Annotated in this window: 10 protein-coding genes; 5 read left to right on the forward strand and 5 right to left on the reverse strand. The window is 40.7% G+C overall.

The annotated features are described in order from the left end of the window. Positions 1 to 55 precede the first annotated feature (55 nt). The 4 genes from BIZ38_RS14445 to xseB form a co-directional block, all read right to left on the reverse strand. Positions 56 to 2,158: a hypothetical protein gene (locus BIZ38_RS14445; protein WP_222938053.1), complete on the reverse strand. Its 2,103-nt coding sequence runs from the start codon at positions 2,156 to 2,158 to the stop codon at positions 56 to 58. A gap of 285 nt (positions 2,159 to 2,443) precedes the next feature. Further along, positions 2,444 to 4,306 carry a 1-deoxy-D-xylulose-5-phosphate synthase gene (gene dxs / locus BIZ38_RS14450; protein ID WP_138615819.1) on the reverse strand — a complete coding sequence of 621 codons (1,863 nt, stop codon included), beginning with the start codon at positions 4,304 to 4,306 and terminating at the stop codon, positions 2,444 to 2,446. Between the two features lie 88 nt (positions 4,307 to 4,394). After that, positions 4,395 to 5,282 carry a (2E,6E)-farnesyl diphosphate synthase gene (gene ispA / locus BIZ38_RS14455; protein WP_138615821.1) on the reverse strand — a complete coding sequence of 296 codons (888 nt, stop codon included), beginning with the start codon at positions 5,280 to 5,282 and terminating at the stop codon, positions 4,395 to 4,397. A 4-nt stretch (positions 5,283 to 5,286) separates the two neighbouring features. Continuing rightward, positions 5,287 to 5,529, reverse strand: coding sequence for an exodeoxyribonuclease VII small subunit (gene xseB / locus BIZ38_RS14460; RefSeq protein WP_054552565.1), 243 nt, complete (start codon positions 5,527 to 5,529; stop codon positions 5,287 to 5,289). A 272-nt stretch (positions 5,530 to 5,801) separates the two neighbouring features. On the opposite strand from xseB, the gene pomA reads away from it, so the two are divergent. From pomA to BIZ38_RS14480, 4 genes are all read left to right on the forward strand, one after another. Next, a complete protein-coding gene (gene pomA, locus BIZ38_RS14465; RefSeq protein ID WP_054552564.1) occupies positions 5,802 to 6,569 on the forward strand; it encodes a flagellar motor protein PomA in 768 nt (255 codons plus the stop codon). Between the two features lie 3 nt (positions 6,570 to 6,572). Further along, the gene (locus BIZ38_RS14470; RefSeq protein WP_054552563.1) at positions 6,573 to 7,496 is read left to right on the forward strand and encodes a flagellar motor protein MotB; all 924 of its coding nucleotides are present in this window, start codon (positions 6,573 to 6,575) and stop codon (positions 7,494 to 7,496) included. Positions 7,497 to 7,626: 130 nt separating this feature from the next. Further along, positions 7,627 to 8,103 (forward strand): hypothetical protein, encoded by a 477-nt coding sequence (locus BIZ38_RS14475; protein WP_138600416.1) that lies wholly within the window; start codon positions 7,627 to 7,629, stop codon positions 8,101 to 8,103. Positions 8,104 to 8,169: 66 nt separating this feature from the next. Then, positions 8,170 to 10,080: a DNA topoisomerase III gene (locus BIZ38_RS14480; RefSeq protein ID WP_187490592.1), complete on the forward strand. Its 1,911-nt coding sequence runs from the start codon at positions 8,170 to 8,172 to the stop codon at positions 10,078 to 10,080. Position 10,081: 1 nt separating this feature from the next. Here the strand turns inward: BIZ38_RS14480 and BIZ38_RS14485 are convergent, their stop codons facing one another. After that, complete coding sequence (locus tag BIZ38_RS14485; RefSeq protein WP_138600420.1) at positions 10,082 to 11,395, reverse strand: M20 family metallopeptidase; 1,314 nt, start codon at positions 11,393 to 11,395, stop codon at positions 10,082 to 10,084. 83 nt (positions 11,396 to 11,478) lie between these two features. On the opposite strand from BIZ38_RS14485, the gene BIZ38_RS14490 reads away from it, so the two are divergent. Next, positions 11,479 to 12,336, forward strand: coding sequence for a tetratricopeptide repeat protein (locus BIZ38_RS14490; protein ID WP_187490593.1), 858 nt, complete (start codon positions 11,479 to 11,481; stop codon positions 12,334 to 12,336). Positions 12,337 to 12,682 lie beyond the last annotated feature (346 nt).

Genomic DNA, 12,682 nt, shown 5'->3' on the forward strand with positions numbered 1-12,682 from the left:
AGATAAGGCATTGGAGGCCAACAGAGGCGTTCGTTACCTAAACACCTTTTGATGGTTAGTGTTTAAGCCAAGCTGGTAAAACAGCCACAGACTCTGGGGCGGTAAAGGAGTAGCTCACCGTTGCTGCAATGTCACCGCTAGGGCTATTTAAAATATTATCAAAGCGCATAACTAGGCCATTTGATTTTTCGGCAACATATAAATCATTACCCGTATACATAATATCGACAGGGTTACCTAATTGGCTTGCAGGACCTGCGATATTTACACTTACATTGGTTAAACCACTGGCCATAGCGGCACTATTAATCACATAAATTTTCCCGTCGGTGGCATCGGCTGCAGAGCCAACATCAGAAACTATTAGTGAGTCACTTAATGGGTCGTAATCAATACCATGAATATTGGTTGGTGCAGCAAATGCAGTGCCGCCCGATGCAGGGGTAATTAAACGATCTTCACCTGTAATGGTTGTCATACCTGACATCCACTTGCTTTTCACTTCATCAAAAACAGCAATTGTGCCATTGGTAAGTGCAACAAATGCCCTGTCAGTTGATGGATCATAGTCTACATCCCAAGGGCGTGCACTAGCACTGGGTGTTAGGGTCATTAATGGGCTTACATCACCTGTTGCGCAGCTAGAGAAAATGAGAACACCAGGCGTTGTTGCATTAAATTCAGCAACAAAAATCATGCCTGTATCTGAAGCTATATCAATACCTTTTGGTGAGATAATACCAGTACTTGCTCCCATGATTGTTCTATCTTGGTTGGTTGCGTAACTTTCGCCGTTACGCTGTGTTGCAACCTTGTTTGAAATAACGATACCACCCATCGATGTAACTGCATCATCAAATGTTGCGTAGCTAGTGCCAGACTTATCAAAAGCCACACTTTCAATTGTTTGACTTGCATTATACGTTGCCAGTTCGGCTGTTAAAGGTGCGTTTAAACGACTAATTTGACCTGTTGTTGGACCTACTGTTCCTGGGTTACTACTTACAGCTACACCGAGCAGGGGCATGTTAACCATAATACTATCAGAGCTATCTTGCATATTATTATGCATAACGGTTTCTGTTATTGATTCAGGTTTTGTTGTTGGCGTGATGAGATCTGGTGATACATCACCACTTTCGCCTGCAAATATATTACTAAATACTAAAACTGCATCATTTGATTTTTCAGCCACACGCAAGTCGCTGCCAGTAAGACTTATATCCACAGGGTTACCGAGCATAGACATTGGACCTGCTATATGACGGTCAACCGCTACCATACCATCTGCTTGAGCAGCATTTGAAATGACAAAGAGTGCACCATCTGTTGCATCAGATGCACTACCTACATCAGACAGCACAAGCTTGTTACTAGTCATATCTAAAGCAATACCATGAATATTGACTGAAATTTTTGTACCAGTTTCATCACTTGGTGTAATGGTTCGAGTTGGTGTTGCAGCAAAACCACCCATTACATAACTGTCGTAAACAGCAACATCACCATTAGTTAGTGCGACGTAAAGACGATCATTATTTTCATCGTACGTAAGATCCCATGGTGTTGCATCAGTTACCGTTGTTGCTAATGGTGCTACATCGCCTGCAGCTTCTTTACCAAATACAGTTACTTGCATAGCATTGAAATCAGCAATAAAAACAAGACCATATTTATTAGAGATATGTATGCCCTTCGGATTTACAAGTGTGGTGTTTGTGCCAGTTAATGTACGATCAATATTATTGGTGTACATGCCATCTGCACGGTTTAACACTTGGCATACGGTACTCAGTGCTCCATTTCCAGAATCAGCAGCTTGCACTAAATTACCTAAGCTATCGAAAACAACACCTTCATTAGCACCAGTATTAAATGTTATGAGTTTAGCGGCATTTTGATCAATGAGGTTGATAGTGCCCGCATTATCAGAGCCATTGTTCGCTAATATAAATGTTGCTGATGCAAAGCCAGGAGCGCCATCGTTGCCATTCATACCATCAGCGCCATTTTGACCGTCAGCGCCATTTTGGCCATCGACACCATTAGTACCGTCTTGCCCTGCTGCACCTTGAGCTCCCATAGCACCATCTTTACCATCATCTCCATCACACCCTGTAATACCCAGCATCACAGCAAGAGCAATGGCAGAAAACATGACCTTAGATAGTTTTGAATTAGCGAGTTGTTGATCTTTAATAGCTTTACTTTTAATCGTATTCATTTGTCTATACCTTTTAAATATTCCATCAAATGTGAACAAACAACCTGTATTGTTTAACGACAAAATACGTGCTCACGAGTTAACCTCAATGAATAAACGGCTAGCTAAAGATATTGGATGCAAGAAAATAGAAAATAGGTAAGTTATTTTTTATGTGTATGGTTTTAAATAATAAAAAAGGAGCCATGAGGCTCCTTTTTAATGAATTGCGTATAGTTTTTAAGCCATGAACTCTTTAATGCGAGTTAAGATGCCATTGGCATCTAGGCCCATCTCAGCGTGCATTTCATCTTGTGTGCCATGCTTAATGAACTCATCTGGAATACCTAAATTTAAGATAGTCACATCGGCTTTGATTGCAGCCAAATATTCATTCACAGCAGAACCCGCACCGCCTGCAATGGCATTGTCTTCTAAAGTAACAATGACATCATGGCTGCTAAGTAACTCATTAATAGCTTCAGTATCAAGAGGTTTGATAAAGCGCATATCAATCACTGTTGCATTTAGCTCATCTGCGGCTACTTTGGCGCTCTCTAACAGCGTACCGAACGACAAGATGGCCACTTTACTACCTTGTTTGATACTACGCGCTTTACCGATTTCAATCGCACTCATTGTTGATTCAACATCACAATTGCCGGCACTACCACGTGGGTAACGAACAGCAACAGGTTGATTGCATTGGTAGCCAGTGTAAAGCATTTGGCGGCACTCGTTCGTGTCGCTTGGCGCCATAATAATCATATTAGGAATACAGCGCATAAAACTTAAGTCATAGGCGCCTTGGTGAGTTTCACCATCAGCACCAACAATACCTGCACGGTCAATAGCGAATAAAACAGGTAAGTTTTGTAATGCTACATCGTGGATAAGTTGATCGTAAGCGCGTTGTAAAAAGCTTGAATAAATAGCAACAACAGGCTTCAACCCTTCACAAGCGAGGCCTGCTGCAAGCGTTACAGCATGTTGTTCAGCAATCGCCACATCAAAGTATTGCGCAGGATACTCTTTTGAAAAACGCACCATGCCTGAACCTTCACGCATCGCAGGGGTAATTGCCATTAGCTTGTCGTCTTGGGCTGCCATATCGCATAACCAGTCACCAAACACATTTGAGAATGTGGCAGCACCCGGTTTTGATTTTGGTAATTTCGACATGCTCGGATCAAATTTTGGTACGCCGTGGTAGCCAATTGGATCCGCTTCAGCAGGCTTATAACCTTTACCTTTTTGCGTTTTAATATGTAGTAACTGTGGGCCTTTAAGGTTACGCATATTACGTAAGGTATCAACCAACATATTTACATCATGACCATCAATTGGGCCGATGTAATTTAGGCCTAACTCTTCAAAGAACGTACCCGGAATGACCATTCCTTTTAGGTGCTCTTCCATGCGGCTAGCAAGTTCTTTCACAGGCGGTAAACCAGAAAGGAGCTTTTTACTGCCTTCACGAATATTGGTGTAGAAGCTGCCAGATAAAATTCGGGCAAAGTGGTTATTGAGTGCACCTACGTTTTCTGAAATCGACATTTCATTATCGTTTAAGATAATTAACACGTTAGGATTAACATCACCCATGTGATTCATTGCTTCAAATGCCATACCAGCAGTGATCGCACCATCGCCAATAACAGCAACGGTTTTACGATCTTTACCTTCTTTTTCTGCAGCAATGGCCATACCTAAGGCTGCTGAAATTGAGGTGCTCGAATGACCAACACTGAAAGTATCGTATGGGCTTTCTTCACGGAATGGGAATGGGTGTAAACCGTCTTTTTGACGAATAGTATGCATTTGGTCACGACGACCCGTTAAGATTTTATGCGGGTATGCTTGATGACCCACATCCCAAACTAAACGATCTTCAGGAGTGTTATAAACATAATGCAGTGCAACTGTTAACTCAACAGTGCCTAAACCTGATGCTAGATGACCACTACTTTGCGAAACTGAGTTAAGTAGGTATTCGCGTAACTCTTTACTAAACGCAGGTAACTTGTCTTGCGCTAAATCACGCAGTTGTGCTGGTTCGTCAACCAAACTTAATAATGGATACTTGCTACTATCAAGTGTCATGATTTTTTATACATCCTTCGCTAACCAGAGTGCATTATAGCCCATTGCCGCTCCGATTTTTTAGTTATTTTGTCTTTCTTTTTAGGTATTAATAATTGCGTTCAACAATATAGCTTGCAAGACTCGCCAATTCGCTGGTGTCGTAATCAATAGCCTCAAGAGCTTGATGGGCTTGAGCCAGCAAATCTTGTGCTTTTTGCTTTGCGCCTGCCATCCCTAATAAAGCAGGGTAGGTTGCTTTGTTTGCAGCAACATCGGAACCCTGTGGCTTACCTAATGTTTCAGTATCAGCTTCTACATCAAGGATATCGTCTTGTACCTGAAAGGCCAGCCCAATTGCTTGACCGAATAGGTTTAATTGCGCGAGTGTATGTTCATCACAGCTTTTTGCACTCAATGCACCGAGTGTAATTGCACAATTAAGCAAGGCACCCGTTTTTAGCTGGTGAATGCGCTCTAGCTGAGCAACTGTAATTTCTTTATCGGTCGCTTCAATATCCAGTGCTTGCCCACCTACCATACCTTCAATACCTGAGGCTTTGCTTAATGAGGCAATCATTTTTACTTGTTGGCTCGCAGAAACAGCAAATTGATGATTGGCAATTAAATCAAATGCCAGTGTTTGTAAGGCATCACCTGCGAGTATGGCTTGTGCTTCGCCATAGACAATATGACAGGTAGGGCGGCCACGTCTTAAGTCATCATCATCCATTGCTGGTAAGTCATCATGAACTAAAGAATAGCTATGAATACACTCAATAGCGGCGGCAAGGATATCAAGATCGGCCTTGTCCGCGCCCATCATCCGGCCCGTTGCATATACAAGGTAAGGACGTAAGCGTTTACCACCATTTAGAACACCGTAGTGGGTGGCTTCTTTGATGTTTTTTTCGGTATTAAGTGGCTGTTCAAAATAGCGATTTAAATGTGCTTCAACGTCTTCACGAGCGCGTTGTAATTGTTCTTTTAATTGCACTTAATTAGTCCAAGTTTGAATCAAAATTGCTAAGAGGCGCTTGGCTATCGTTACCCATTAAAATGGCAACTTTTTGTTCGGCTTGTTGTAACTTACCAGACGAAGCGTTTGCTAGCGCAATGCCGCGTTCAAATTGTTTTAGTGATTGTTCCAGTGACAATTCACCTTGCTCCATTTGTGCAACAATTTGAGATAATTCATCCAGTGCTTCTTCAAAGCTTAAGTTTTCTGGTTTCTTTGTTGCCATTGTGGCCTCGATAGCTGTTAGAAAGTGAGGCCAATTTTAGGGGGAATGCTAAACTAGGTCAAAGAATGATGTGTTTTTTTACGCATAATTCATTTTTAGTATGCTATTTTTACGATTTTAAATACAGCTTAAACTTGTAGCTTAAAAATCTTACATTAAAATAAAATTAATTCATTTAATGATTTAAGTATTTCAACTGCTTGCCGATAAGCAGTTAATAATAAAAATTTGATACCTGAGGGTGTCGTCTAATTGTTCCTCTGGAGGGGTATGTGGATTTAGCAACCATAATAGGTATTCTTGGTGCCATAGGCTTAATTGCTATGTCGATGGTGTTAAGTAGTGATGGCCAAGTTGCAATGTTTTACAACACGCCTTCGGTGGTCATTGTATTTGGTGGTTCGATTTTTATTGTATTATCAAATTTCACCATGGGGCAATTTTTGGGCATAGGTAAAGTGGCAGCAAAAGCTTTTATGTTCAAAATCGAATCTCCGGAAGAATTAATTGAAAAAGCAGTAGAATTAGCTGATTCTGCACGTAAAGGTGGCTTCTTAGCATTAGAAGAAGCTGAAATCCCCAACGGTTTTATGCGTAAAGGGGTCGATATGTTAGTGGATGGTCATGATGCTGATGTCGTTCGCGCCACGCTGCAAAAAGATATTTCTCTTACTGCTAACCGTCATGAACTCGGTGCTGGTTTATTCAAATCACTTGCCGATATTGCTCCTGCAATGGGTATGATCGGTACGCTAATCGGTCTGGTTGCTATGTTATCAAACATGGATGACCCAAAGGCAATCGGCCCAGCAATGGCAGTTGCCCTTTTAACAACTCTCTATGGTGCTTTCTTAGCAAACGTTGTCGCTATTCCAATTCAGGTAAAACTAGAACTGCGTAAAGACGAAGAAGCCCTTAATCAACGCTTAATTCTTGACGCGGTGCTAGGTATTCAAGACGGTCAGAACCCGAAAGTAATTGAAGGTATTTTGAAAAACTACTTAGCCGAATCAAAACGTAAAGTTGATACCGAGGAGTAGAGCATGTCAGATGAAGAGTGCAAATGTCCACCACCGGGTTTACCCGCCTGGATGGGAACCTTCGCAGATTTAATGTCATTATTAATGTGCTTCTTTGTACTCTTGCTTGCTTTCTCAGAAATGGACGTACTGAAGTTTAAGCAAATTGCCGGCTCCATGAAGTTTGCTTTTGGTGTACAAAATAAAATTGAAGTAAAAGATATTCCAAAGGGAACCTCTGTCATTGCCATGGAGTTCACTCCGGGTAAACCTGAACCTACTCCTATTGAAACGATTCAACAACAAACCGTAGAAATGACGCAACAAATGCTTGAGTTTCAGGCTGGCGACGAAAGCTCCGCCGGTGGTCGACAAGAACAGCGCGGTAATAAACGTGGTGGTGAATCGCAAAGTACGGCTCAGCAACAAGCTTTAGAACAGTCAATTTCTGCGGCTGATCAAGAACAAACAAATGAACTTGTGAAGAAAATTGCTCAGCAACTAGAACAGCAAATTATGGATGGTGCGATTGAGCTTGAGTCATTAGGCCAGCAAATTATTATTCGCATTCGTGAGAATGGTTCATTCCCATCGGGTAGTGCTTTTTTACAGCCAAAATTTAAACCTATTATTCGTGATATTGCTACGCTGTTAAAAGATGTGCCGGGTGAAATAACCGTGTCAGGTCACACTGATGACTTCCAAGTATCGAATGAGCTTTATACTAATAATTGGGATTTATCATCAAAACGTGCGGTGGCAGTTGCCAGTGAAATGGAAAAAGCGCCAGGGTTTGATAAGTCCCGTATGATGGTAGTCGGCCACGCAGAAACGAGGCCTCTAGTACCGAATGTAACCGACGAAGATCGCAAGCGAAATCGCCGTGTTGAAATCTCTATTATGCAAGGTAAAGCACACGAATCTGAACCTATTGATGTAAGGCAGTAAATCAATTAAAGTTAAGCCTCATTAACAAATGTAATAGAGAATAAAAATGAAAAAAGTTGATAAATATAGCTACATGCCTGGTAATGGTAGTGGCGACGATGATGGTAAAACAGATTAAGGTTAGTTAATTTTGCCTGATTGGTTTGTATATACCATCTCAATTTTGAATAATAGCTGGGTGTTCATTCTGAGCCCTGCTATTTTCGTTTTCTACCTCCGCAAAGATTGGCAGGCATTCCACTTTACCGTAATAACTGCATGTTTCTTTTTATACGGTACCTTAATTCATAGCGGCTTACGTGAATTTGATGACATTTATATTTGGCGCTATGTCGTTTGGGCTTTTAATGATATTGCTTGGATGGCAATCATTGCTTACTTAGGTATTAAAGATAAAGTCTACTTATGGCAAAGTGTTTTAGGGCAGTTGGTTGTGATAATGGCGCCTATTTTGCAATTGTTCCGTTTAGTTGACCGCCACCTTTGGGATTTGTCTTACAGCACTTACATGTATAAGACCCTGCTACCGCTAATCAATATTGGTACTGTGGTCGTATGTTACCTACCACTTATCTATCTTTTTACTCGACGAAGCCAGCAAGCTTAAGGCGTTTCTTCGTTAAAAATCCTGTGCTAGACTACTGTTTATAAAAACAGTATTTAGTGTTGCGTTATGAAACTTTACATTGCCGAAAAACCATCCTTGGCACGAGCCATTGCAGATGCTCTACCAAAACCACAAAAAAAACATGATGGTTATATAGAGCTTGGTAATGGAGATTGTGTCTCTTGGTGTATTGGTCATTTACTTGAGCAAGCAGAGCCCGATGATTACGATGCAAGTTTTAAAAAATGGCGATTTGAGCATTTACCTATCGTGCCAGAACAATGGCAATTAAAACCTAAAGCAAAAACACGCAAACAACTTACTGTACTAAAAAAGCTCATTAAGCAGGCAAGTACAATAATTCATGCTGGCGACCCTGATAGGGAAGGCCAGCTATTGGTTGATGAAGTGATCGAACAGGTTAAACTTAGCCAAGCCAAAAAACAGCAAATTCAACGACTCTTGATCAGCGACTTAAACTTAAGTGCAGTTAAAAAAGCACTAAATAATTTGAAATCGAACCGCGATTTTATTCCTTTGAGTGTGTCTGCCTTAGCTCGATCACGTGCCGATTGGTTATTTGGCATGAATTTAACTCGAGCCTATACGCTTGCTGGGCAAAAAGCTGGATTTGGCAATGTGCTATCTGTTGGGCGTGTTCAAACGCCTATTTTAGGTTTAGTCGTTAATCGTGATAATGAAATCACTCACTTTGTAGCGAAACCTTTTTATGAAGTATTAGCTCACCTTGAAACTCAGCAGCAGCAAACATTTGCTGCAAAGTGGCAACCAAGTAAAGCATGTGAACCTTATCAAGATGAAGAAGGGCGAGTATTGCATAGGGGGCTTGCTGAAAATGTTGTGTCACGTATAACTAATCAACCAGCTAAAGTGGTTGAGCTTGAGCAAAAGCAAAAAAAACAACAGGCACCGCTACCTTATAATTTATCCGCTTTACAGATTGATGCGGCAAAGGCGTTTTCAATGCCTGCACAAAAAGTGCTAGATACCTGCCAAAACTTGTATGAGCGTCATAAGTTAATTACGTACCCTCGTTCAGATAATCGCTATTTACCAAAAGATCATCATAAAGATGCCGCGAGTATTATTGCCGCCATCGCTAATAATGAAGGTCAAGCAATTGAAGCTTGTAAGCAAGCTGATAGCAGTAAGCGGAGTAAATGTTTTAATGACAGCAAAGTGGCAGCTCACCACGCTATTGTTCCAACCGAAAAACAACTTCGCTCAGCGTCCTTAAATAGTGATGAACAAAAAATCTATCGCTTGATCTGTCGTCATTATTTAATCCAATTTTACCCAGACTATCTATTTAACGAAACCAAAATAACGGTTGAAATTGCGGGTGGGCTTTTTAAAGCAGCAGCTAAGCAAGATGTTAGCTTAGGCTTTAAAATATTAATGGGCAAAACAGAGTTAAAAGATGAGCAAACCTTACCACCACTTGAAAAAGGTCAACAGCTGCATTGCAATCAAGGTGAAGTAGTAGACAAAATGACGACACCGCCAGCGCATTTTACTGATGCGACCTTATTAAGTGCCATGACAGGCATCAGTCGGTATGTGAAAGACCCAGAAATTAAAAAGATCCTTAAGGAAACAGATGGTCTTGGTACTGAAGCTACGCGAGCCGGTATTCTTGAGCTTTTATTTAAACGCCGTTTTTTAGAACGTCAGGGTAAAAACATTCTGGCTACCGCAACAGGTAAAGCTCTTATAAGTACATTACCAGAACAGCTTGCTAGCCCTGACTTAACAGCTAAGTGGGAAGCGTCGTTAGGTAATATCGCTGAACAGCATATGAGTTATCAGCAATTTTTAACACCATTGTTGGAAGAGTTACATGCTTTAGTTGAGCAAGCCAAGCAATGCGATAGCCAAGTCTTTGCCCAGTTACCAAAAACGCCGCAAAAGCGACGTTTTAAAAGAAAAGCTAAGCCCAGAGCTAAGTCAGCCTAAACTACTTTTTGTTGAATAGGGCAACCGCGGCGTTACTCATTGCTGTAATTCCAGTAGGAAGTGCTTTTTTGTAATCAGGTGCAAACTTACTTGAGTGTAAAGAAGGTAATGTTGCGCCAGATTGCATTGCTGAGTCATATTGACTCGGTTCAACACCGCCTAACCAAAACAAAGTAATCGGCACATTTTGTTCTGTACGGCCATAAAGGCCAAAGTCTTCACCGGCCATTACAGCTTCAGTTTCAAGTACATTGTCTTCACCAATAGCGTTAGCAATTGCTGAACGCACTACATTGGTTTGTGCAGGATTGTTATAAGTTGAAGGAATTGACTCATCTTCATGCACATAGACTTCTGGTGCTAAGCTTTCGTCAAGCCCAGCACTTAATGCGATGCCTTTAGTAATTCGTTTAATTGCCGCGATTTGTTGTAAACGAACTTCAGGGTTATAGCTACGCAATGTAAGTTGTAGTTTTACTTCATCTGAAATGACATTGTGTTTAGATCCTCCATGAATTGAGCCAACGGTGATCACTGACGGCTCGAGTGGTGACAATTCGCGACTAGTAATAGTTTGCAGTGCCAATACAATACGTGAAGCAATCACAACTGGGTCTATTGTTGTGTGTGGGTAGGCACCGTGACCGCCTTTGCCCTTTACTGTAATATCAACAGAGTCAACACTTGCCATTGTATATTCAGTTTTCATGCTAACTTTACCAGCAGGAACACTTGCACTTACATGCAAACCAATAACATGATCTGGAGTAGGGTACTTAGTGAAAAGCCCTTCTTTAAGCATTGCTTTTGCACCACCGCCAACTTCCTCTGCAGGTTGTGCGACCATCATTAACGTACCTTGCCACTGATCTTTATGTGTCATTAACTGTTGTGCTGTGCCAATAAATGAACTCATGTGAATATCATGACCACAACCATGCATTACGCCAACGGTTGCACCAGCATCATTTGTTACAGTCACTTTAGAAGCGTAAGGTTTTCCAGTTTGCTCAACAATTGGTAGTCCATCAGTATCAGTGCGGATCATTACTGTAGGGCCATCACCGTTTTCATAAATACCAACAACGCCATAACCACCTACATTATCTGTAACAGTAAAGCCCAGTTGTTTTAATTGCTTTGCAAGCTTTTGGCCCGTTTCTTTTTCATGGTAAGACAGCTCAGGAGATTGATGTAAGTCTAAATATAGCTTTTCAATTTCAGGCATAGTCTTTTGAAGGTTTAAATCGAGCGTTGTTGCTTGTGCGAATGGACTAAGAAGTAATAAAGCTGCAGAAATAGCAGATAATTTCATAATGACCTCGACCCGTTGGGCTTGTAATTGTTATGTTTGCCACTATATAAAAACCTAAATACTTATATAGTGCAATCAATCAAATGAATAATATGATAAACCTTACCCCACAAAATTTGCAGCAAGCATTGGGTGAAACGTCAGCTGAAAAGCTAGTGCTACTTACTTTTTACTCTGCGCAAAATCCAGAGTGCCATCAGCAAGCTGCAATTTTAGAGAAAATAGCAAATGAGTATGGTGAGCATTTATTAGTAGCGACATTAGATTGCGATGTTGAGCAAGCTCTTGCAGGGCAACTTGCGCAGCAAATTGGTTTACAAGCATTACCAACGCTTGTGATGTTAAAAGATTCAGCACCTGTGGATATGTTACCGGGTGCTCAAACAGAACAGCAAATTCGCGATGCGCTAGCTAAACATTTACCAGCTCAACACGAGTTATTATTAGAGCAAGCTAAGCAAGCGTTAATTAATCAAGATCTAAATAATGCCTTTAACTATGCAAAGCAGGCTTATGAACTTGATCCAAATCACACACGTGTAAAGTTAGTTTTAGCTGATATCTGTATTCAAATTCATAAATTAGAAGATGCACAGGCATTATTAGATTCGGTTGCAGAAAACGAACGTGATGCGTATTTCACAAATATTCAAGCAAAATGTGAGCAAGCATTAGCTGCAACAGATTCGCCAGAGATAAAAGTACTGCAGGATAAAGTTGAAAAATACCCAAATGATTTAGAGATAAAAGTAGAACTAAGTAATGCTCTTAATAGCGCGGGTCGTAAAGAAGAAGCACTAGAGATGTTATTTAATGTACTTAAAAAAGATCTTAACTACGCAGATGCAAAACCAACCTATCTAGAAATTATCGCTTCTTTACCTGATGGCGATGCCTTGGCATCTAAGTATCGTCGTAAGTTATATAGTATCTTGTACTAATTAAGAGTTGATTGATAAAAGCGCCACTAAGATTGTGGCTCTTTTTTTTATTTAAAAACTTGCGTATTACCTAATTTCGATAATACTTAAGATCCTCTCGAGAAAAGTTGGCTGTATTTTGTACAGCAAACTGTGTTTTTTACTGCCTTTAGCTTGTTTTTTGCGCGAAAGGTAAGTTTTTAGTAGTTTTCTACAAAAAGTGCTTGCGTTAAAAATCCATCTCCCTATAATGCTCATCCACTGACATGGCGGGCAGCAATGAAAAGCGCTGAACAAAGTGACACAGAGTTAAGTAAAACTTCGGTTTAAAACGGTCTAAAAAGAAAGTTTAAAATTAAGTGTTGAC

Source organism: Pseudoalteromonas sp. BZK2, assembly GCF_014349195.1.
Classification (GTDB): domain Bacteria; phylum Pseudomonadota; class Gammaproteobacteria; order Enterobacterales; family Alteromonadaceae; genus Pseudoalteromonas; species Pseudoalteromonas simplex.

Coding starts and splice junctions, on each gene's coding strand:
- BIZ38_RS14445 (WP_222938053.1), bottom strand. CDS start 2,158: ATGTTTTCTGCCATTGCTCTTGCTGTGATGCTGGGTATTACAGGGTGT.
- dxs (WP_138615819.1), bottom strand. CDS start 4,306: ATGACACTTGATAGTAGCAAGTATCCATTATTAAGTTTGGTTGACGAA.
- xseB (WP_054552565.1), bottom strand. CDS start 5,529: ATGGCAACAAAGAAACCAGAAAACTTAAGCTTTGAAGAAGCACTGGAT.
- BIZ38_RS14470 (WP_054552563.1), top strand. CDS start 6,573: ATGTCAGATGAAGAGTGCAAATGTCCACCACCGGGTTTACCCGCCTGG.
- BIZ38_RS14480 (WP_187490592.1), top strand. CDS start 8,170: ATGAAACTTTACATTGCCGAAAAACCATCCTTGGCACGAGCCATTGCA.
- BIZ38_RS14485 (WP_138600420.1), bottom strand. CDS start 11,395: ATGAAATTATCTGCTATTTCTGCAGCTTTATTACTTCTTAGTCCATTC.
- BIZ38_RS14490 (WP_187490593.1), top strand. CDS start 11,479: ATGAATAATATGATAAACCTTACCCCACAAAATTTGCAGCAAGCATTG.